At 71.6% G+C, this 21,882-nt stretch carries 15 protein-coding genes and 2 pseudogenes; 4 read left to right on the top strand and 13 right to left on the bottom strand.

Translation table 11 applies throughout. From position 1 onward, the window contains the following. Positions 1-136: 136 nt before the first annotated feature. The gene (locus ACIQFZ_RS12620; protein WP_383059188.1) at positions 137-3,148 is read right to left on the bottom strand and encodes a glycoside hydrolase family 3 N-terminal domain-containing protein; all 3,012 of its coding nucleotides are present in this window, start codon (positions 3,146-3,148) and stop codon (positions 137-139) included. Between the two features lie 258 nt (positions 3,149-3,406). On the opposite strand from ACIQFZ_RS12620, the gene ACIQFZ_RS12615 reads away from it, so the two are divergent. From ACIQFZ_RS12615 to ACIQFZ_RS12605, 3 genes and pseudogenes are all read left to right on the top strand, one after another. After that, the gene (locus ACIQFZ_RS12615) at positions 3,407-5,305 is read left to right on the top strand and encodes a ricin-type beta-trefoil lectin domain protein (protein WP_402691199.1); all 1,899 of its coding nucleotides are present in this window, start codon (positions 3,407-3,409) and stop codon (positions 5,303-5,305) included. A 281-nt stretch (positions 5,306-5,586) separates the two neighbouring features. Then, complete coding sequence (locus ACIQFZ_RS12610; RefSeq protein ID WP_402691198.1) at positions 5,587-7,443, top strand: IS200/IS605 family accessory protein TnpB-related protein; 1,857 nt, start codon at positions 5,587-5,589, stop codon at positions 7,441-7,443. Next, positions 7,334-7,870, top strand: a pseudogene (locus ACIQFZ_RS12605) (GPP34 family phosphoprotein); the annotation flags it as partial. The gene ACIQFZ_RS12610 and the pseudogene ACIQFZ_RS12605, both read left to right, overlap by 110 nt. A gap of 14 nt (positions 7,871-7,884) precedes the next feature. Here ACIQFZ_RS12605 and ACIQFZ_RS12600 read toward each other — a convergent pair. The 9 genes and pseudogenes from ACIQFZ_RS12600 to ureA all read right to left on the bottom strand — a co-directional run. Further along, a pseudogene (locus ACIQFZ_RS12600) lies at positions 7,885-8,319 on the bottom strand (VOC family protein); the annotation flags it as partial. A 45-nt stretch (positions 8,320-8,364) separates the two neighbouring features. Beyond that, a complete protein-coding gene (gene cimA / locus ACIQFZ_RS12595) occupies positions 8,365-9,969 on the bottom strand; it encodes a citramalate synthase (protein WP_376652658.1) in 1,605 nt (534 codons plus the stop codon). Positions 9,970-10,254: 285 nt separating this feature from the next. Continuing rightward, positions 10,255-11,556 (bottom strand): MFS transporter, encoded by a 1,302-nt coding sequence (locus ACIQFZ_RS12590; RefSeq protein ID WP_402691197.1) that lies wholly within the window; start codon positions 11,554-11,556, stop codon positions 10,255-10,257. Positions 11,557-11,615: 59 nt separating this feature from the next. Further along, positions 11,616-12,701 (bottom strand): TolB family protein, encoded by a 1,086-nt coding sequence (locus tag ACIQFZ_RS12585; protein ID WP_402691196.1) that lies wholly within the window; start codon positions 12,699-12,701, stop codon positions 11,616-11,618. A gap of 115 nt (positions 12,702-12,816) precedes the next feature. Then, positions 12,817-13,443, bottom strand: coding sequence for a TetR/AcrR family transcriptional regulator (locus tag ACIQFZ_RS12580; RefSeq protein ID WP_365422061.1), 627 nt, complete (start codon positions 13,441-13,443; stop codon positions 12,817-12,819). Continuing rightward, positions 13,440-13,934, bottom strand: coding sequence for a hypothetical protein (locus ACIQFZ_RS12575; protein ID WP_376652659.1), 495 nt, complete (start codon positions 13,932-13,934; stop codon positions 13,440-13,442). The genes ACIQFZ_RS12580 and ACIQFZ_RS12575 overlap by 4 nt, the downstream gene beginning before the upstream one ends. 9 nt (positions 13,935-13,943) lie before the next feature. Further along, the gene (locus ACIQFZ_RS12570; RefSeq protein WP_365422067.1) at positions 13,944-15,008 is read right to left on the bottom strand and encodes an agmatine deiminase family protein; all 1,065 of its coding nucleotides are present in this window, start codon (positions 15,006-15,008) and stop codon (positions 13,944-13,946) included. Between the two features lie 29 nt (positions 15,009-15,037). Continuing rightward, a complete protein-coding gene (locus tag ACIQFZ_RS12565; protein WP_365422070.1) occupies positions 15,038-16,726 on the bottom strand; it encodes an urease subunit alpha in 1,689 nt (562 codons plus the stop codon). Next, positions 16,723-17,406 carry an urease subunit gamma gene (gene ureA / locus ACIQFZ_RS12560; RefSeq protein WP_361416284.1) on the bottom strand — a complete coding sequence of 228 codons (684 nt, stop codon included), beginning with the start codon at positions 17,404-17,406 and terminating at the stop codon, positions 16,723-16,725. The genes ACIQFZ_RS12565 and ureA overlap by 4 nt, the downstream gene beginning before the upstream one ends. A 142-nt stretch (positions 17,407-17,548) precedes the next feature. On the opposite strand from ureA, the gene ACIQFZ_RS12555 reads away from it, so the two are divergent. Continuing rightward, entirely contained in the window at positions 17,549-18,985 is a 1,437-nt protein-coding gene (locus ACIQFZ_RS12555) for a cytosine permease (RefSeq protein ID WP_402691195.1), read from the top strand. A gap of 140 nt (positions 18,986-19,125) precedes the next feature. On the opposite strand, the gene ACIQFZ_RS12550 is transcribed toward ACIQFZ_RS12555, so the two are convergent. The 3 genes from ACIQFZ_RS12550 to ACIQFZ_RS12540 form a co-directional block, all read right to left on the bottom strand. Further along, a complete protein-coding gene (locus tag ACIQFZ_RS12550; RefSeq protein WP_365422076.1) occupies positions 19,126-20,214 on the bottom strand; it encodes a branched-chain amino acid aminotransferase in 1,089 nt (362 codons plus the stop codon). 252 nt (positions 20,215-20,466) lie between these two features. Then, on the bottom strand, positions 20,467-21,510 hold the full coding sequence (locus ACIQFZ_RS12545; protein WP_365775743.1) for a 3-isopropylmalate dehydrogenase: 1,044 nt from the start codon (positions 21,508-21,510) through the stop codon (positions 20,467-20,469). 77 nt (positions 21,511-21,587) lie between these two features. Next, the gene (locus ACIQFZ_RS12540) at positions 21,588-21,719 is read right to left on the bottom strand and encodes a hypothetical protein (RefSeq protein ID WP_365422082.1); all 132 of its coding nucleotides are present in this window, start codon (positions 21,717-21,719) and stop codon (positions 21,588-21,590) included. Positions 21,720-21,882: the final 163 nt, after the last annotated feature.

Below are 21,882 nucleotides of genomic sequence, written 5' to 3'. Positions count from 1 at the left end.
ATTCTGGGCGGGGGGGGGTTCCCTCATTAATTTTTTTAAATAACCCCCCGGTTCAAAAAACCGGCCGCCCCGGGGGGGCCCCCCCCGGGGGGGGGGGGGGCCCCCCCCCCCGCGGGGCCCCGCCCCCACCAACCGGTCACGCGGCCGTGTAGGCCTTCGTGAGCTGTTCCACCGCCGCCCCGTAACGTCCGGTCAGCAGCAGGTGATCCGCGTCGGCGAAGGGTTTCGCCACTGCCGCGCTCATCCGCCCGTCCGCCTTCTGCTGGACGATCAGCCGGGCCTTGGTGACCAGCTCACGGCCCACGGCGTCGGCGCCCACCCGCTCGGCCGCCCGTGCCGCGAGGCCCAGTGCCTTGAGCGTGGCCGTGCCGCCGGCCGGGACGCCGGTGAGCGTGGTCAGGCCCCAGCCGTAGGGGAACTGCGGGTCGTACGCCGTGTCGCCCACGTTGATCGGGAGCTGTTCCTGCGACTTCGGCCAGGTCACCGGGGACTGCCCGGTGAAGGGCCGGGTGCCGTAGAGCACGTCGGCCACGCCGTCGCCCTCGGTTCCCGGCAGCCAGGAGGCGACGAGGGCATCGATCTTCCCGAGCCGGTCGCCGATGAGCTGCGGGCGCCCGGCGACGACCAGCACCACGCACCTCATGGCCCCGCACACCCTGTCCACGGCGGCCCGGTCGGCGGCCGACAACTGGAGGTCGTGGCCGTTGCCGACGTCGCCGACGCCCTCGGCGTACGGGGTCTCGCCGACGACGACCACCCCCACGTCGTGACCGGCCGTTGGCGCCGAGGCGTCCTTGGAGTAGGTGACGTTCCCACCCGCCCTGCGCATGGCCTGAAGGATCGTGGTGCCCTGGGTGTGGGTGCCGGAGGCGCCCTGCCAGGTGATGGTCCAGCCGCCGGTCTGGTTGCCGAGGTCGTCGGCGTTGGACCCGGCCACGTAGACCTTCGCCTTCTTCTTCAGCGGCAGCAGGCCGCCCTTGTTCTTCAGCAGCACCTGGGACTCGGCGGCGGCCTGCCGGGCGACGGCGCGGTGGTCGGCGGAGCCGATCCGGGAGGCGCCGGCGGTGTCCGCGTAGGGGTGCTCGAAGAGGCCCAGTTCGAACTTCTTGGTGAGGATCCGGGAGACCGCGTCGTCGATCCGCTGGGGGCTGATCCGCCCCGCCTTCACCTCGGCGATCAGGGTCGCCCGGAAGTCCTGGTACGCGTACGGCACCATGATCATGTCCAGGCCGGCGTTGACCGACGCGCGGACCTGCGCGGCGGCGTCGCCGGGGAGCTGGTCGATGGCGGCCCAGTCGCTGATGACGAAGCCGTCGAAGCCCATGCGGCCCTTGAGCACGCCGTTGATCATGTCGCCGCGGGCGTGCATCTTCACCGGGCCCTGCCCGTCGCCGACGACGTCCAGCGAGGAGTACGACGGCATGACCGAGCCGATGCCGCGGTCCACGGCCGGCCCGTACGGCGCCAGGTGGATGTCCTCCAGCTGCTGCCGGGTGACCCTGGTGACGCCCTGGTCGGTGGTGTAGGTGCCGGTGGTGGAGGAGCCGTACAGGGTGCCGCCGTCGCCGACGAAGTGCTTGGCGGTGGCCAGCACCTTGTCACCGCGGCTCAGATCGCGCCCGTCCGCGCGTCCCTGGAGGCCCTGGATGACGGTCTCCATGGATTCGACGAGGGCCGGGTCCTCGCCGAAGGACTCGTAGGAGCGGCCCCAGCGTTCGTCGCGGGAGACACACAGGCAGGGCGCGAAGTCCCAGTGGATCCCGGTGGCGCGGACCTCGCTCGCCGTCACCGCGCCGGTCTTCTCGGCCAGCCGGGGGTCGCGGGTGGCGCCGATGCCGATGTTGTGCGGCATGATCGTGGCGCCGGCCAGGTTGTTGTGCCCGTGCACCGCGTCGACCCCGTAGATCAGCGGGATCTGGAAGCGGGTGGCCCGGGTGCGCAGCTGGAAGTCGTCGATCATCTTCGCCCAGGCCTGCGGGGTGTTGGGCGTGGGGGTCGAACCGCCGCCGGACAGCAGGGAGCCGAGGGCGTAGGCGGCGATGTCGCCCGGCGTGGTCATCGCCCCGCGTTCGGCCTGGGTCATCTGCCCGGCCTTCTCCTCCAGGGACATCCGGGAGAGCAGGTCCGCGACCCGCTTCTTCACCGGCAGCCGGCTGTCGAGGTACGGCAGCCCGTGTGCGTCGACGACGATCTGCGGGGTCTCGGCGGGGGTCTTGGCGCCGGTGACGGTGAGCTGGAGCGGGATCGTCCCGGCGGGCTTGGCGGTCTTGGCCTTGAGGGTGGTGACCTTGACGGTGCGGGAGGTGCCGGAGGCGGTGCCCGCGGGGAAGGTGAGGGTGCCGGAGACCGGGGTGTAGTCCTTGCCGGGCTCGGCGGTGCCGCCTCCCGTGCGGTAGGCGACCGTCACCGGCTCGTCGAGCGGGGCGGATCCGGTGGTGGCGACGGTGACCTTCACCGCCGCCGTGCCGCCCTCGCCGACCGGGTAGACCGCCGCGTCGGTGGTGACGAAGGCGCGCAGCGACTGGTCGGCCCGGCCGTACAACTGCACGTCGTCCATGGCGAAACTGCCCTTGACGCCGGTCGGCAGGGTGACGGCGTAACCCCACATCCCGGTGAGGCCGAGGACGTGGTCGATGCCGCCGACGGGCTGGTAGTCCGTGCGGTAGGCGAAGTCGGTGAAGGGCAGCTCGATCTGCTTCCAGCCCGTGAAGTCGTCGGTGAAGGAGGTCGTCCACAGCTCGGACGCCTCGCCGTGCGCACCGCCGTCCTTGATCTCGAAGGCGATCTTCCTGCCGTTGTCCTGCCCCTCCCACCAGAACCGGATGCCCTTGTGGGCGGACCAGTCATGGGCCGGCTGGTCGGCCGCGAAGTCGTGGGTGAAGCCGCCGTAGCCACTGATGTCGTACGTACCGGAGAGGACCTTGGCGCCCTCGGGTGCGTCGGAGCGGTCGGCGAGTCGCAGGGCGGGCGGATCGTCGCTGTCGCCGCCCCAGGTGAAGATGCCCTCGGCGGGCTGTCCGGCGAAGGGCACCTCGCCCTCGAAGCGGTCGATGGACACGGGGGCGGGGTCGTCGGCCGCGTGCGCCGACGCGAACGGGATCAGGGCGGCGAGCAGGCCGGCGGAGACGAGCAGGGCGGTTCTTCGCATGGACGGGCCTTCCCTCGACTCTGGGACTTCCCTGGACTCGTGATTCACTCACGACTTAGATCACGCCTTGAGTGAACTAGCGTCAGCCCGTTGCCGTCAAGACTTCACACCGGACCAGGGTCGGGCCCAACTCACAGCTGAATGAAGGCAGTTGTCGCTTCGGCTCCTGAACGCGCACCCTCTTGACTCGGCCCCGAAGCCGTCATTTACTCACCGCTCGCACGCCCCTGTCCCCCACCTCACGAAGGGCGGCACCCGATGCACCCCTTTCCCGACCGACGCGGTTTTCCCGGCAGACGCGGTCGCGCGCTGCGGCTGCTGCTCGCCGGACTGCTGTCCACGGCGGGCCTGACGGCCCTGGGCGCCCCGGCCGCGCAGGCGGCGGGCGAGCCCGTCACCGCCTGGCTGACCACGACCGACGACTCCGGCGGGCGCCACGTGGTACGCGGCCTCGAACCGCAGACGCCGTTCGCCTTCCAGTCCGGCACCGGCGGCGGCGGTGAGAACATCACCGTCGACGAGAACACCCGCTACCAGACCTTCACCGGCGGCGGCGCCTCCTTCACCGACACCGCGGCCTGGCTGATGAACAGCAGCGGCGCGCTGTCGCAGACGACCCGGGACGCGACCATGCGGAAGCTGTTCTCGCCCACGGACGGGATCGGGCTCTCCTTCCTGCGCAACCCGATGGGCGCCTCCGACCTGGCGCGGGGCGGCTACACCTACGACGACGTGCCGGCCGGGCAGAGCGACCCGTCGCTCGCGAAGTTCTCCATCGCCCACGATCTGGCCGACGTGGTGCCGCTGACCCGGCAGGCCCTCCAGCTCAACCCGGCGCTCACGGTGATGGCCTCGCCCTGGACCGCGCCCGCCTGGATGAAGGACAGCGGGCAGCTGGGCGGCGGCTGGCTGAAGGCGGAGGACTACGGGGCGTACGCCGCGTACTTCGTGAAGTACCTCCAGGCCTACCGGGACCAGGGCGTACCGGTCGCCTACGTGACCGCGCAGAACGAGCCCACCTGCTGCTCCGGCTACCCCTCGATGAGCTGGAACGCCAGCGGCCTGGCCTACTTCACCAAGAGCGAGCTGCTGCCCAAGCTCCAGTCCGCGGGCCTGTCCACCAAGGTGCTGGCGCACGACTGGAACTGGGACACCTACGACTCCTACGCCGCCCAGACGGTGGACGACGCGGCCGTCCGCGCGCACCCGAACTTCGGCGGTATCGCCTGGCACGGCTACGGCGGCAACGTCGCCCAGCAGACCACCGTGCACAACCGGTATCCGCAGCTGGACGCCTTCGGCACCGAGCACTCGGGCGGCACCTGGATCGGCCACCAGCAGCGCGAGGACATGCTCAACATCGTGGACTACACCCGGAACTGGGCGAAGTCGGTGACCAAGTGGTCGCTGGCGGTGGACCAGAACATGGGTCCGCACAACGGCGGTTGCGGTACCTGCACCGGGCTGATCACGGTGCACAACGGCGACGGCCGGTCGGGGCAGGTCGACTACACGGTCGAGTACTACGACATGGGGCACCTGACGAAGTTCGTACGGCCGGGCGCGCAGCGGATCGCGTCCACCGCCTCCTCGGCGGTACCCAACGTGGCCTGGCGCAACCCGGACGGCGGCAAGGCCCTGATCGCCTACAACGACGCCACCACCGCGAAGACCGTCACGATCAACTGGGGTTCGCAGCACGCCACCTACTCGCTGCCGGGCCGGACGTCGGCGACCTTCACCTGGTCCGGGACGCAGTCGGGCGGCGGGAGCCGGTCGGGCGCGTTCGTCGGGCTCGCGGGCAAGTGCCTGGACGTGGCGGGCGGTTCGACGGCGAACGGCACGGCGGTGCAGCTCTACGACTGCAACTCCAGCGCCGCCCAGCAGTGGACGGTCCAGCCGGACGGGTCGGTGCGGGCGCTGGGCAAGTGCCTGGACGTGGCGTCGGCGTCGACCGCCAACGGGGCGAAGGTGCAGCTCTACGACTGCAACGGCACCGGGGCCCAGCAGTGGTCGTACAACGCCTCGACCGGTGACGTGGTGAACCTCGCCGCCGACAAGTGCCTGGACGTGACCGACAACTCCTCGGCCAACGGGGCTCGGGCGCAGATCTGGTCGTGCACGGGTGCGGCCAACCAGAAGTGGCGGTTGCAGTAGGACCGCCGGCCGGCCGGGAGCCCCCCGGCCGGCCGGACACCGTCGCGGCACCGGGCCGGCGGCTCCCCACGGACGTATCGTCGGGGGTTGTGAACTGCTGGCGGATGATGCTGGTTGGGCGTGCTCTGGTGTGCATGAGTGAGCGTCGCGGCGGCGGTGTACGGCGTGGGACAGCAGTAGACGTAAGGCGACGGGAGTTCTGGTTTCGAATGCGTGACCTTTGGCCGGGGGTGGTCGTTGGGTGCGGTGAGGGGTTCTTCGGCATCGGGCGGGGGTGGGCAATGGGCGGGCTGCGTGAGGTGGGGGCGTCGTTCGTGGTGCCCGGCCCGTCCGGGGTGGCGATCCGCTCCAGCCTCAAGGGCCTGACCGGGCAGGACGAGATAGTCCTGCGCCAGGTCGGCGATCTGCTCGGCTCGCTGGCCGCCCGCGACCTGAAGGCCCGCTGCGCGGCGGGGTCGGCTCACGACAGCCGGCAGTGGGCGCGGCGGAAGCGGGCGTTGACCGGAAACTCGTCCTCGCGGTGGGCGGGCAGTATCACCAAGGCCACGCACGATCAGTGGGCGTTGGCCCGGCGCGGGCAGCTCGCTCACCTCCAGAATCTCCAGGCAGGCGTCGAGACGATCACGCACCGGCTCGCACAGCCCGTCGGGGCCAAGGGCGCCAAGGGGGCGCCGGGCGGTTACCGCTCCGAGCGGGAGTGGTTTGCCAAGTCCCGGCAGCTGCACGTGCTTGAGGACCGGCTGGAGCAGGTACGGGCTGACTGGGAGGCCGGGCGAGTGCGGGTGGTGCGCGGCGGCAAGAAGCTGCTCCGGACCCGGCACCACCTGAAGGCCGCCGGGCTTTCGGAGGAGCAGTGGCGGCTACGGTGGGAGGCCGAGAGGTGGTTCCTGCAGGCCGATGGCGAGTCCGGCAAGCGGTACGGCAACGAGACGATCCGCATCACCCCCGGCGGTGAGGTGAGCATCCGGCTTCCGGCGCCGCTGGCGGGGCTGGCGAACGCGCCTCACGGCCGGTATGTGCTCGCCTGCCGGGTCGTATTCCGCCACCGGGACGGGCAGTGGGCCGACCGCGTCGCGGCGAACCGGGCGGTGGCCTACCGCATGCACTACGACACCGGCCGAAGCCACTGGTACGTGACCGCCTCCTGGCAGAACCCTCCGGTCAGGGCCGTGCCGCTGCAGGCGGCTCGTGCGGGTGGGCTGGTCGGGGTGGACATGAACGCCGACCACCTGGCCGCGTGGTGCCTGGACGGGCACGGCAACCCCGTCGGCGAGCCCCGCCGCTTCGACTACACCCTCACCGGCGGCGCACAGCACTGCGACGCACAGGTCCGGCACGCTCTGATCCGCCTCCTGCACTGGACCGCCCGACACGGCCTGGCCCTCGCGATCGAGGACCTTGACTTCGCCACGGAGAAGACCCGGGAGAAACACGGACGCCGCAAACGGTTCCGCAAACTGATCTCCGGGATGCCCACCGCCCACCTGCGGGCACGGCTGGTGTCGATGGCAGCCGAGCTGGGCGTCACCGTCGTCGCCGTCGACCCGGCCTACACCAGCCGCTGGGGCGCCCAGCACTGGCAAAAGCCCCTGACCACCAAGGCGCGCAAGACCACGCGGCACGACGCTGCCGCCGTGGCGATCGGACGACGCGCCCTGGGACACCCGATCAGGCGACGGACGGCACCGCCCCCACCGCACCGGAGCGATGCGGTGGGGCATCGGACCGCCCAGGCCCCACCGGGCGTCCTGGGGCGTGAGGGACCCCGCCCCCGCATTCCCGGACCACGGACGCGATCCGCCGGCGCCGGACGCGGAGCGAAAGCGGGCGACCAGTGTGCCCACAACCGTTCGGGGCACACGGCTGAGCACGAGCCCTGGCACCAGGACTCACTCCCGCTCAGTCTTTGGGAACGGTGTCTCCGTGCCCGACATGACCACCCCGACCAGGAGCGCCGGCATGACCACACCTCGGGACCTGTTGATCGTCAGCATGGACGTCCCGTCCGAGCGCCCCGTCGAGCAGGGCGATCTGTCGCTCGCGCTGGCGGGCGCCGAACTGGCCGACCTTCTCGCCGCCGGGGCCGCCGGACTGGACGGCGACCGCGTCGTGCCGCTCCCCCGGCGGGACACGGGTGACCGCCTCCTGGACCAGGCGGCGGCGTCGCTCGACGACCGGCCGCCGTACGAGTCCGTCGCGGACTGGCTGTGGCGCCGCGGCGAGGGCCTGGCCGTGGCCTACATCGATGCCCTGGACGCGGAGGGGCAGCTCACCGGGCGGCGGCACCGCTGGATGCCCGCGCGCGGCGACCGGAAGACGCCCGCCGACACACCGGCGCGGCGCGCGGCGGCCGAGCGCTGGTCCTCCCACGACCCCGTCATCGCCGGACTCGCGGCCGCCGTGGGCATCGAGACCGACCCGGGCGCCCCGCTCACCGCCCCGGACGACGACGCCCTGGTCACCGTGCTGGCCACCGTCAACGACGCGGTGACGGAGCTGGAGGCCGTACGGCAGCGGCGGCGCATCGAGAGCGCGGCCTTCGACAACATCTGGCGCGCTCCCTGACGAGAGGCCTGGCGCATGGGGCGGCCGATGCCCAGCAGGTTCCCCTCGCTGTCCCGGAACCAGGCTCCGCGCTCCCCGCGTGCGCCCTTGCTCGGGTAGTTCCCCTCGACCTCGGCGATGCCGTCCTGGGTGCGGAACCCGGGCCTGTCGACCTCCTCGAAGACGACGCCGCGCCGCCGCAGCTCCGACACGGCCGCCTCGATGTCGTCGACCTCCCACGCCATCTGGGTGAACGTGCCGGGCGAGGCCCCGGTGGAGAGGAAGAGCACGAAGTACGTCTCCCCGCACCGGTACAGCAGCCCGCCCGGCCGTTCCTCGACGGGCCGCAGCCCCAGCTTGTCGGCGTAGAAGCGCCGGGCCCGGTCCAGGTCCCGGGCCGGGAGCCGGGTCGTCACACGTCCCCTCGCCAGAGAGCCGCCGTCCGGAGAGCCGATGTCGTCCGCGTCCATGTCTTCACTGTGCCGCAGCGGGCGGCGGGCCCGGGGTCCGTTCGGCTACTTCGCCGGTTCCACGCCCGCGCGCAGCAGGCCGTAGGTGTACGCGTCCTCCAGGGCCTGCCAGGAGGCCGCGATCACGTTGTCGGCCACGCCCACCGTGGACCACTCGCCCTGGCCGTCCGAAGTGGAGATCAGCACGCGGGTGGTGGAGGAGGTGCCGTGCTTGCCCTCCAGGATGCGGACCTTGTAGTCGACCAGGCCGAGGGAGGCGAGCTCGGGGTAGATCTTCTCCAGGGCCACGCGCAGGGCGCGGTCGAGGGCGTTGACCGGGCCGTTGCCCTCGGCGGTGGCGACGATGCGCTCGCTCTTGGCCCACAGCTTCACCGTGGCCTCGTTGGCGTGGGTGCCGTCGGGACGGTCCTCGACGATGGCCCGCCAGGACTCGACGTCGAAGTACGTCAGCGGCCTGCCCTCGGCCTCGGCACGCAGCAGCAGTTCGAAGCTCGCGTCGGCCGCCTCGTAGGTGTAGCCCTTGAGCTCGCGCTCCTTGACCCGCTCGACCACGCGGCCGACCAGTTCGCGGTCGTCGCCGAGGTCGATGCCGAGTTCCTTGCCCTTGAGCTCGATGGAGGCGCGGCCGGCCATGTCGGAGACCAGCATGCGCATGGTGTTGCCGACCTGCTCGGGGTTGATGTGCTGGTAGAGGTCCGGGTCGACCTTGATGGCGGAGGCGTGCAGGCCCGCCTTGTGGGCGAAGGCGGAAACACCCACATAGGGCTGGTGAGTGGAGGGCGTGAGGTTGACGACCTCGGCGATGGCGTGCGAGATGCGGGTCATCTCGCGCAGCCGGCCCTCGGGCAGCACCCGCTTGCCGTACTTCAGCTCCAGGGCCGCGACCACGGGGAAGAGGTTGGCGTTGCCGACCCGCTCGCCGTAGCCGTTGGCCGTGCACTGCACGTGGGTGGCGCCGGCGTCGACGGCCGCGAGGGTGTTGGCGACCGCGCAGCCGGTGTCGTCCTGGGCGTGGATGCCGAGGCGGGCGCCGGTGTCCGCGAGGACGGTCGAGACGACCGCCTGGACCTGAGCGGGCAGCATGCCGCCGTTGGTGTCGCAGAGGATCACCACGTCCGCGCCGGCCTCCGCGGCGGTGCGGACGACGGCCTTGGCGTACTGGGGGTTGGCGCGGTAGCCGTCGAAGAAGTGCTCGCAGTCGACGAAGACCCGGCGGCCCTCGGCGCGCAGGTGGGAGACGGTGTCGCGGACCATCTCCAGGTTCTCCTCCAAGGTGGTGCGCAGCGCCAGCTCCACATGCCGGTCGTGCGACTTGGCGACCAGGGTGATCACCTCGGCGCCGGACTCCAGCAGCGCCCTGACCTGGGGGTCGTCCGCCGCCTTGGCGCCGGCTCGGCGGGTCGCCCCGAAGGCGACGAGCTTGGCGTGCTGGAATTCGACCTCCTGCTTGGCGCGGGCGAAGAACTCGGTGTCCCGCGGGTTCGCGCCGGGCCAGCCACCCTCGATGAAGCCCACGCCGAAGTCGTCCAGGTGCCGAGCGATGGCCAGCTTGTCGGCGACCGTGAGGTTGATGCCCTCACGCTGGGCGCCGTCGCGCAGGGTGGTGTCGAAGACGTGGAACGAATCGTCGAGCTGGCTGGATGCGGTCATGGTCTCAAGGCTCCTGTTTGCAATCTCGGTCTTGCCGTCAATGACCGGCTCCACCGTCCCCCCAATAGTCCCTCGCGCAGCGGTCCCGGCTGTGGGTGGGCCAGGAAAACGAAAGACCCCTCGCGGGTGCGAGAGGTCTGCGCGCGGGTCGAGGACGACGATGGCCGCCCGTACCTGGTCGTACGTGGCGGTCACTGCGGACCGGCGCGCCTGCTGCCAATAATCATGGCGTACGAGAGCACGGAGGCAGTTTGGCACAGTCCCGCGCCCTTCGGACGTCGCGTCTCAGGATGCGGGCGTCAGCCTGGACGCCTCCGCGGCCTCCATCCGCGTCAGATCCAGGTCCCTGGTCTCCCGCATGGCGATGTAGACCACGAGCGAGACGGCCGCGCAGGCCGCCACGTACCAGAAGAATCCGGACTCCGCGCCGGCGTTCTTGAACCACAGGGCGACGTATTCCGCGGTGCCGCCGAAGAGGGCGTTGGCGAGGGCGTAGGGCAGGGCCACGCCGAGCGCGCGCACGCCCGTGGGGAACAGCTCCACCTTCACGCACGCGTTGATCGAGGTGTAGCCGGTGACCACGACCAGGGCGAGCAGGGACAGTCCGAGCGCCGGCCAGAAGCCGTCCGCGCGCCGCAGCAGGGTCATGATCGGCACGGTCAGGACCGTCGAGCCGACGGCGAAGGTGATCAGCAGCGGCCGGCGGCCGATCCGGTCGGACAGTCGCCCGGCGAGGGGCTGGAGGCAGGCGAAGACGATCAGCGCGGTGAAGGAGACGAGGGTCGCGGTCTGCTTGGGCAGGCCCGCGGAGTTGGCCAGGTACTTCGTCAGGTACGTGGTGTACGTGTAGTACGCCACGGTGCCGCCCATCGTCAGGGCGATCACCAGGAACGCCTCCCGCTTGTGCCGCCACAGCGCGCGCAGCGTGCCGCGCTCCTCGCCGCCGGTGGCGTCGGCCTCGTACACCTCGGTCTCCAGCATGCTGCGGCGCAGGTAGAAGACCACGGCCGCGCCGAGCGCGCCGACCACGAACGGGATGCGCCACCCGTAGCTGTGCAGGGCCTCGTCGGACATGGTGCGCTGGAGCAGGATCTGCAGGCCCAGGCCGAGGATCTGGCCGGCGGTCATGGACACGTACTGGAAGCTGGAGGCGAAGCCGCGGTGGCGCGGGGCGGAGGCCTCGGTGAGGTAGGTGGCGCTGGCCGCGTACTCGCCGCCCACGGACAGTCCTTGGAGCAGGCGTGCGGCGAGCAGGACGAGGGCGCCGCCGTAGCCGGCGACGGCGTAGGTCGGTGCCACGGCGATGAGGACGGCGGACGCCGACATGAGGGTGACGGTCAGAGTCAGGGCCGCCTTGCGGCCCCTGCGGTCGCCGACCCTGCCGAGCAGCCAGCCGCCGACCGGGCGCATGAAGAAGCCGACGGCGAAGATGCCCGCGGTGTTCATGAGCTGGGCGGTCGGGTTCCCGTCCGGGAAGAAGGCCCCGGCGAAGTAGGTGGCGAAGCTGGCGTAGACGAACCAGTCGTACCACTCCACCATGTTTCCGGCCGAGCCGATCCAGATCTTCTTCCAGTGCTGTCGTCCCATGAGCCGTCACTGCCCCGGCCGGGCGGTGGGAACGCGCCGGAATCGGCCAAACGGAGCGGTCAGTTCAGGCGTCGCACGAAGACGTCCGGGACGCCGTTGGTGTCGTGCGACACCAGGTCGGCGGCCGGGGAGGAGAAGACGACGGCGTGGCCGTTGCGGTCGACCGCGCGGGGGAGGGCGGTGGCGCCGGCCGGGGCCACCGGGTGCCGCCTGCCGGACGGCAGGGCGAGCAGGTCGAGTCCGCCGTCGCCGGACAGCAGCACGTGCCGCAGCGAGCCGTCGGCGGCGACCGCCGCGGTGCCGGCCGCCTGCCGGACGCGTCCGGTGCGCAGGTCCTGGAGGTACGCGGTGGTCGTCCCCTCGGCCGCCGCGGCGTTGAACAGGGCGCGGCGGCCGTCGTCGGAGAGCCGGACGAGCGTGGCCGAGAAGCCGCTGCCGATGTCGGACTCGTGTCCGTCGCGGACGACGTGGATCCGCCCCTCGGTGCCCTGGCCCGTGCGGGCCGCCACGCTGTAGGCGACCGTGCGGCCGTCGGCGCTCAGCCAGGCGTTGCGGATCAGGCCTTCGGGCGGCAGCGGAGAGATCTGCCGGTCGGTTCCGGTGTCCAGGTCGCGGACGTGGAGCACGCGTGCGTAGTCGTCGCCGTGGCGGTTGCCGAGGGTGTACGCCACGTGCCGGCCGTCGGCGCTGATGGCGACGGCGGTGCCCAGCTCGTAGGAGGTGTCCTGCGACGGCTCCTCGGGCCACAGCAGCTCCGTGCGTCCCGTGATCCGGTCGTACACGTACGGCTTGGGGTAGCGGTTGCCGTTGGAGTAGGCGACGTAGCGGCCGTCTCCGCTGAGCATCGGCCCCGTGGTGTGGACGAGGTCCTCCGGGACCTGGGTGAGCGCGCCGGTGCGCAGGTCCTTGAGGTGCAGGCGGGTGTCGATGCCGCCCTCGGGGTCCGCCGAGGAGAAGACGGCGTACCGGCCGTCGCCGCTGATGACGCCGCCGCCCGAGGCCGCGGTCAGCTCGCTCCCGTCGGTGGCGGTGCTGATCCGCTCGACGCGTGGCGCGGGGGGCGCGGCGACGGCGGCCGGGCCGAGCGCGAGCAGCAGGGCCGCCGCCGACACGGTGCCGGAGACTCTGCGGACGTGTGCGGCCATCGCCATGGTTCCCCCCGAACCCGGTCCCCCGATCCCGCACCGAGGACTCCCCGGAGTCAAACGCACCGGCCGGTCCGCGGCAATGCGCCGGTTTACGTACAACCCCGGCGGTTGGTCAGGCGTCCGCGATCCCCGGCCGGTTCAGCGCGTCGTCGAGGAAGTCCCTTACATGGCACATGACTTGGGACCGGTCGGTGCCGCGCAGCCCGATCGCCACGTGGATGGAGAAGCCGTCGAGGAGGGCGCGCAACCGGGCTGCGAAGCGGTCCGCGTCGACCGGCTGGAACTCACCGCGCGAGACGCCCTCGGCGACCAGCGCGGCCAGGTCCCGGTGCCAGGCCCCCTCGATGGCGGCCTGCCGGTCGCGGGCGTCCTCCCCGGCGTTCAGCGAGCGGTTCCAGACCTCCAGCCACAGCGTCCAGTGCGGGTCGCGGTGACCGTCCGGCACGTACAGGTCGACGTAGGCGTCGAGGCGTTCGCGGACCCGGGCGGCACGGGTGAGCAGCCGGCCGCGCTCGGCCCCGAGCCGGCTCTCGCTCCACTCCAGCGTCTGCAGCAGCAGTTCGTCCTTGGAGCGGAAGTAGTACAGCAGATGGCCGCTGCTCATCCCGACCTCGCGGCCGAGCGCCGCCATGGTGAGCTGCTCCAGACCGCGCTCGGCGATCATCTCCATGGCGGCGGCGAGCACCTCCTCGCGCGGCGGCGCGGGGGTACGCCTGCGGGGCGCCGGGGCGGTGCTCATGCCGGGACCGTCCGTACGGCGCCGGGCAGGAAGTGGGTCTCGTAGGGGCCGTAGCACTCGCCGAACAGCGTCGCCACCACCGCTCCGCACCCGCCGCACACCTGGTTCGGGCCCTCCTGGCCGGTGGCCCCGCAGCACCCGTGCTCCTGGCAGGCGGGGTTGTAGGACAGGAAACCGGCCGTGTCCTCGGGGCCGACCACCAGGGTGTCGCGCGGCCCGGCCGACATCAGGAATCCCGGGCCGTCGGGGTTCCCCACGCACACGCCGGGGACGGCGGCCCCCGCCCACTGCGGGTCCGGGTGCGGAACGAACGGCGCCCCGCACGGCTCGGGATCCACGGCGTACGTGCCCGGCGGCACGGTCGGCGGGGCGTGCCGCGAGCCGTCCGGGTTCTTCCGGCCGTCGTACTCCGGGCGGGGCGGCAGTTCGGGCAGCGGACGCAGCGGTTGGGTGAGGTGTCGGGCGCAGGCTGCGCAGACCAGTACGTTCACTCGTACGTTCTACCTGACTGCCCGCCGACTGACGACCGACTTCGGCTGCTGCTGGGTGATGCAGTGGATGCCACCGCCGCCGGCGAAGATGGCGCGGGCGTCGACCGGGGTCACCGTGCGGTCGGGGAAGAGCCGGCGGAAGATGCCGGCCGCCTGCTCGTCGCGCGGGTCGTCGAAGGCGCACAGGACGACGCCGCCGTTGCAGAGGTAGTGGTTGATGTAGGAGTAGTCGGCCCAGTGCCCGTCGGCCTCAAGGACGGTGGGGGCGGGGACTTCGACGACCTCCAGGGGGCGGCCGTCGGCGTCGGTGGCCGACTTCAGGATGCCGATGACCTCCTTGGTGACCTCGTGGTCGGGGTGGGCCGGGTCCGGCTGGTGGTGAGCGACGACGACACCGGGGCGGGCGAAGGCGGCCACGATGTCGACGTGGCCGAGGGTGCCGTAGCCGTAGGGAGGGTAGTCGCCGGTCAGGCCGCGCGGCAGCCAGATCGCCTTGCGGGTGCCGAGGTGGGCGTGGATCTCCGCCTCGACCTGCTCCTTCGTCCAGTGCGGGTTGCGCTCGGGGCCGAGCTGCACGGTCTCGGTCAGCAGGACCGTGCCCTCGCCGTCGACGTGGATCCCGCCGCCCTCGTTGACGAGCGAGGAGGCGTACGTCTTCGCGCCCGCGAGGTCCGAGACATACGCGGCGATCTTCGCGTCGTGCTCCCAGCGGGCCCAGTCCTGGGCCCCCCAGCCGTTGAACGTCCAGTCGACGGCGGCGAGTCGACCCGTGCCGTCGGTCAGGAAGGTGGGGCCGATGTCGCGCATCCAGGCGTCGTCCAGATCGCGTTCGACGGTGTCGACGCCGTCGCCCAGGAGGGTGCGGGCCTCGGCCGACTGGCCGGGGCCGCAGACCACCGTCACCGGCTCGAAGCGGCGCACGGCACGGGCCACCGAGGCCCAGGCGGCGCGGGAGGCGGCGACGTCGTCGGGGGTGTCGAAGGTCGGGTTGGGACCCGGCCACGCCATCCAGGTGCGCTCGTGCGGCGCCCACTCGGCGGGCATGCGGAAGCCGTCGACGGCGGGGGTGTTCATGTCGGGGGTCCTCGCAGAGGTCACGGAGGTCACAGGAAGTACAGGCGGTTGAGGGAGACCGAGTCGGCGGGCTCGGAGCGGATCGGGTCGCCGTCCAGGGTGACCAGGCCGGTGCGCTGGTCGACGTCGACGGATCCGGTACGGGAGTTCAGGCGCAGGTCGGCGGGGCCGATACCGCGGGTGCCGCGCACGGCGACCCGGCGCCGCCGGGTGGGCATCGTGTCGTGGCCCTGGTCCACGGCGGCCTGGGCCACGAACGCGACCGAGATTTCGGCCGGGGTGGCGCCGTGCGCGCCGAACTGCGGGCCGAGCACGAGGGGTTCGCAGGTGTCGGTGGCCGCGTTGGGATCGCCCACCACGCCGTACGCGGGAAAGCCCGACTTCAGGACGAGTTGTGGCTTGGCACCGAAGAACTCGGGGCGCCACAGCACGATGTCGGCCAGCTTGCCGGTCTCGATCGAGCCGACCTCGTGGGAGAGGCCGTGCGCGATGGACGGGTTGATCGTCAGCTTGGCGATGTAGCGCAGGACGCGCGCGTTGTCGTCGTCCGGGCCGTCCCCGTCGACCGGGCCCAGCTCGGCCTTCATCTTCCCGGCCATGGCGAAGGTGCGGCGCACGGTCTCGCCGGCCCGGCCCATGCCCTGGGCGTCGGACGAGGTGATGCCGATCGCGCCCAGGTCGTGCAGCACGTCCTCGGCGCCCATGGTCCCGGCGCGGATGCGGTCGCGGGCCATGGCGGCGTCGCCGGGCAGGTCGGTCTTGAGGTCGTGGACGGAGACGATCATGCCGTAGTGCTCGGCGACCGCGTCCCGGCCGAAGGGCAGGGTGGGGTTGGTGGAGGAGCCGATGACGTTCGGGACCCCGGCCATCTTCAGCACGTTGGGGACGTGTCCGCCGCCGCAGCCCTCGATGTGGAAGGCGTGGATCGTGCGGCCCTCCAGGACACGCAGGGTGTCCTCGACCGACAGGCACTCGTTCAGTCCGTCGCTGTGCAGGGCGACTTGGACGTCGTGCTCCTCGGCGACCCGCAGGGCGGTGTCGAGGGCGCGGGTGTGGGCGCCCATGTCCTCGTGCACCTTGAAGCCCAGGGCGCCGCCCTCGGCCAGCGCCTCGACCAGCGGGGCCGGGTGCGAGGACGAACCGCGGCCCAGGAAGCCGATGTTGACCGGCCAGGCGTCGAAGGCGCCGAACGCGTGCCGCAGCGCCCACGGCGAGTTGACGCCGACGCCCCACACCGGCCCGAACTCCTGGCCGATGATGGTGGTCACGCCGGAGGCGAGCGAGGCCTCCATGATGCGCGGTGACAGCAGGTGCACATGGGTGTCGACGGCGCCGGCGGTGGCGATCAGCCCCTCGCCGGACACGATCGTGGTGCCGGTGCCGACGACCACGTCGACGCCGTCGAGGGTGTCGGGGTTCCCGGCCCGCCCGATGGAGTGGATCCGGCCTTCGCGGATTCCTATGGAGACCTTGCGGATGCCCTGCACGGCGTCGATGACGACGACGTTGCTGATCACCACGTCGCAGGTCTCGCGGACCGCCGCCGCCTTGAGGTGCAGTCCGTCCCGGGCGGTCTTGCCGAAGCCGGCGAGGAACTCGTCGCCGTACTCCTGCGCGTCGGACTCGACCCGGACCACAAGGCCGGAGTCGCCGAGGCGGACGCGGTCGCCGGCCCGCGGGCCGTGGGTGGCCGCGTACGCGTACGGGTCGATGCTCATCGGTCGGCTCCCAGGTATCCGCAGGCGGCGGCCCGGCGCAGGGCCTCTTCCTTTGCCCCGGGCGCGTCCAGGGGCCCGTCGACGAGGCCGGCGAAGCCGATCGCGATCCGCTCGCCGCCGATCGGCACGAGGCCGACCTCGGCACTCTCGCCCGGCCCGAACCGCACGGACGATCCGGCGGGCACCGCGAGCCGCATGCCGTAGGCCCGTTCGCGCGGGAAGTCGAGGCGCGGGTTGGCCTCGAAGAAGTGGAAGTGCGAGGTGACGGAGACCGGCACGGCCGCGGTGTTGGTGACCGTGAGCCGTACGGCCGCCTCCGGCTCGGCGTGCTCCGGTCCCGGCAGCAGCGCGCCCGGACCCAGCTCGCCCAGCCCGCCTCCCGCGATCGGGTCGGAGACCACCGCGAGCCGTGAGCCGTCGTCGAAGACGGCCTCGACGTGGACCTCGGTGACCACGTCCGCCACGCCGGGCAGGACGTCGTCCGGGCCGAGCACCGTGCGGGCGCGCTCGATCGCCTCGGCGAGCCGGGCGCCGTCGCGGGCTGCCTCGCACACCGTGTCGGCGATCAGGGCGGTGGCCTCCGGCACATTGAGCCTCAGGCCGCGAGCCCTGCGGGCGCGGGCCAGTTCGGCGGCGGTGAACAGCAGCAGCCGGTCGCGCTCGGTGGGGGTCAGTCTCACGCCGCGGCACCTCCTTGATCGCCAAATTAGAACAACACTCTAAACATGAAATTCACAGAAAGGAACCGTTGACGGGTGAGCGATTCAACCGTCACATTGAACGTCGCTCTAACTCTCAGGCGGCCGTCGAAGGAGACCTGCCATGCCGATAGAACAGCGCGGAGTCGACACCATCCCCGAAGAGGAACGGACCAGTGGTCCGCGCGATCTGGTGTCGATCCTGCTGGGGTCCAATCTGTGTCTCGGCGTGATCATCTTCGGCTGGCTGCCGCCGTCGTTCGGACTCGGCTGGTGGGCCTCGGTCAGCTCGATCGTGGTGGGTACGGTGGTCGGCACGCTGTTCACGGCCCCGCTGGCACTGGTCTCCCTGCGCACCGGCACCAACCTGTCGACCTCCTCCGGCGCCCAGTTCGGCGTGCGCGGCCGGCTGGTCGGCTCGGTGGTCGGACTGCTGCTCGCCCTCGGCTACACCGCTCTGACCGTGTGGATCGGCGGCGACGTGATGGTCTCCGTCCTGCACCGGCTGTTCGGACTGACGCCGAGCACGGCCTCGTACGGCGTCGTCTACACCCTGCTCGCCGCGGCGACCGTCACGGGCGCGGTGTACGGCTACCGGGTGCTGCTCGCCATGTCCCGTGTGCTCGCGATCGGCATGACCGCCCTGCTGATCCTCGGCGTGATCGCCTACGCCCCGCACTTCACCACCGCCGCGCTGCCGGAGGCCGGCGGCTATCTGCTGGGCGGCTTCTGGCCGACGTGGTTCCTCGCGACGGTGGCCGCGGGACTGTCCGGTCCGATCGCCTTCATCACCCTCCTCGGCGACTACACCCGCTACATCTCCCCCACCCGGTACTCCTCCCGCCGGGTGCTGCACGCCACCTGGCTCGGCCTGATCCTCGGCCTGCTGGTCCCGCAACTGTTCGGCACCTTCACGGCCTACGGCGCCCGCGCCGCCCTCGACTACGCCGGGCCGCTGGTGGACGCCTCCCCCACCTGGTACCTGGTCCCGCTGCTGCTGTCCGCCTCCGCGGGCTCGGTCGGCAATGCGGGTCTGATGCTGTACTCGATGGGCCTCGACCTGGACGCCATCCTGCCGCGCGCCTCCCGAGCCCGCGCCACCTACACGGTCGCCGTCGTCGCCACGGCCTGCGTCTTCGCCGGCCACTTCGCCTGGGACGCGCAGTCGGCGATGACCTCCTTCGTCCTCCTGCTCACCGCGATCGGCACTCCGTGGGCGGTCATCACCCTCATCGGCTTCGCCCGCTGCCGCGGGGTGTACGACGCGGACGCCCTCCAGGTCTTCAACCGCCGCTCCCGGGGCGGCGTCTACTGGTACCGGTCCGGCTGGAACATCCAGGCGACCGTCTCCTGGGCGGTGGGCGCCGGCACCGGCCTGCTGGCGGTGTCCCTGCCGTCGTACGCGGGACCGCTGTTGTCCCTGACCGGTGGCGTGGACTGCAGCTTCCTGCTGTCGGGAGCCGTCGGCGGCCTGGTCTACCTGCTGCTCGCCCCGCGGCCCCGGCCGACGGCCCGCCTCGAGGCCGCGCAGGAACCGGCCCACGCCGACATCGGGGTCTAGGCCCTGTCGGAAGAGGCCGCTACACACACCGCCAACGGCCGTTCCCCGCCCGCCGGTTCGCGAAGTCGGCGAACGGCGGACGGGGAACGGGAAGGCGGGAAGCGGGAAGCGGCCGGTGAGGCGAAGGGCCGGGCGGGCGCCTACGCCAGTGCGTGCATCCAGCCGTGCTTGTCCTCGGTGACGCCGCGCTGGATGTCCAGCAGGGCCTGGCGGAGCTTCATCGTGACCTCGCCGGGCTCGCCGCCCGACTGCTTCCACTCGGTGCCGGTGCGCTTGACGGTGCCGACCGGGGTGATGACGGCGGCCGTGCCGCAGGCGAAGACCTCCGTCAGCGTGCCGTTCTCGGAGTCGCGCTGCCACTGGTCGATGGAGACGCGGGCCTCCTCGGACTCGTAGCCGAGGTCGCGGGCGACCGTCAGCAGCGAGTCACGGGTGACGCCCTCCAGGATCGAACCGCTCAGGGACGGAGTGACGATTTTGTCGCCGTACACGAAGTACAGGTTCATGCCGCCGAGTTCCTCGACCCACTTGTGCTCCACGGCGTCGAGGTAGCAGACCTGGTCGCAGCCCTCGGCGGCGGCCTCGGCCTGAGCGAGCAGGGAGGCCGCGTAGTTGCCGCCCGTCTTGGCGTCGCCCATGCCACCGGGGACGGCGCGGACGCGGTCCTCGGAGGCCCAGATGGAGACGGGCTTCACACCGCCCGGGAAGTACGCGCCCGCCGGGGAGGCGATCACGAGGAACAGGTACTCGTTGGCGGGTTTGACGCCCAGCCCGACCTCGGTGGCGATCATGAACGGGCGCAGGTACAGGGACTCCTCGCCGCCGTGCGCCGGGACCCACGCCTTGTCCTGCCGGACCAGGACGTCACAGGCCTCGATGAAGGTCTCGACGGGCAGCTCGGGCATGGCCAGGCGGCGGGAGGACGCCTGGAAGCGCTTGGCGTTCTTCTCCGGACGGAACGTGGCGACCGAGCCGTCGGGCCGGCGGTAGGCCTTCAGGCCTTCGAAGATCTCCTGCGCGTAGTGCAGGACGTGCGTGGCGGGGTCGAGCGAGATCGGCGCGTACGGAACGAGCTGGCCGTCGTGCCAGCCCCGGCCCTCCGTCCACCTGATCGTCACCATGTGGTCGGTGAAGTGGCGGCCGAATCCGGGGTTGGCCAGGATCGCCTCCCGCTCCGTGTCGGAGAGCGGGTTGGCCGAAGGCTTGAGCTCGATCGTGGGCGTCGTCATGAGTGAGTGTCCTTCACCGAGTTTGTTGTGACAGGCCGCGCTCACGCCCGTACGGCCGGATGGCCTGTGCTAGGACGTCCGAGCATTCCCTCATACCGCGGCTCCGCGTTCGATTATCGCGCGGAGCCGACGGCGGAAGAAAACGGGGTGAATGCGGCCCAGGGAATGATGGTGGCACCCGACGGCGGACAGGGGGAAGCCGCCGGGCGCGGAAGCGACCCGACGGCTTCGAAGTTTCGAGCGGCGGCCGGGTCAGCCCGCTACTCGTACGCGGAGCGCGTCGCCGATCTCGGCGGTGGTGCGCGCGGGCAGCGCGCCGCGCTCCGCGAGGTCGGCGGAGACGGCGTCCTCGATCCGGGCCGCCTCGGACTCGTAGCCGAGATGGCGCAGCAGCAGGGCGACGGACAGGACCGTGGCGGTGGGGTCGGCCTTGCCCTGACCTGCGATGTCCGGGGCCGAGCCGTGGACCGGCTCGAACATGGACGGGAAGTCGCCGCTCGGGTTGATGTTGCCGGAGGCGGCGACGCCGATGCCGCCGGAGACGGCCGCGGCGAGGTCGGTGATGATGTCGCCGAAGAGGTTGTCGGTGACGATGACGTCGAACCGCTCGGGCTGGGTCACCAGGTAGATGGTGGCCGCGTCGACGTGGATGTACTCGGTGGCGACCTCGGGGTACTCCTCGGCCACCTTGTTGAAGATGTTCGTCCACAGGTGGCCCGCGAAGGTCAGCACGTTGTTCTTGTGGACCAGTGTGAGCTTCTTGCGCGGACGGGCCTGGGCGCGGGCGAAGGCGTCGCGGACCACGCGCTCGACACCGAAGGCCGTGTTGACGGAGACCTCGGTGGCGACCTCGTGCTCGGTGCCCTTGCGGATGGTGCCGCCGTTGCCCGTGTACGGGCCCTCGGTGCCCTCGCGGACGACGACGAAGTCGATCTGCGGGTCGCCCGCCAGCGGGGTGGCGACTCCGGGCAGGAGCTTGCTCGGGCGCAGGTTGACGTGGTGGTCGAAGGCGAAGCGGAGCTTGAGCAGGAAGCCGCGCTCCAGGACGCCGGAGGGCACCGACGGGTCGCCGATGGCACCGAGCAGGATGGCGTCGTGCCGCCCAAGCTGCTCCAGGTCGGAGTCGGTGAGGGTCTCCCCGGTGGCGTGGTAGCGCCGGGCGCCGAAGTCGTACTCCTTGGTCTCCAGCTTCACATCCTGCGGTAGGGCGGCGGACAGGACCTTCAGGCCCTCGGCCACGACTTCCTGGCCGATTCCGTCACCGGGGATCACTGCGAGATCGATGCTGCGAGACATGTCGGCACCCTACTCCTCGTCCCATGAGATGACATGGAGCGTCCGCGATCCGGACACCCCGGGGAGACTCGGGGACCTCAGTGACCCGTCTGGCCGCCGTTGTCGCGGCGGTCGAGGGCGCGCTGGAGGGCGGCGGCGGCGTTCTTGCGGTCGGACTCGCTGGTGCGCGGGGTGTGGCGGACGCGGCGGCGGACGGTCGTCTCGGGCATGGGAATCGACTCCTTCGAGCAGCACGGAGTACGGAAAAGAAGACTGACGAGACTCCCCCACTGCCTAATGGGCGTGGGCGGCACCCCCGGAAGGGGCGGAAAGCCTGCCGCAGGGGTGACCTGCACGGGCCCGGCTCACGACCGCCATTCGCTGGATCAAGCG

Origin of the sequence: Streptomyces sp. NPDC093064, from assembly GCF_044754605.1 — a bacterium.
Lineage (GTDB): Bacteria > Actinomycetota > Actinomycetes > Streptomycetales > Streptomycetaceae > Streptomyces.
The sequence above is the reverse complement of the archived record's forward strand: the minus strand, read 5'-3'. Positions and strand labels throughout refer to the sequence as shown.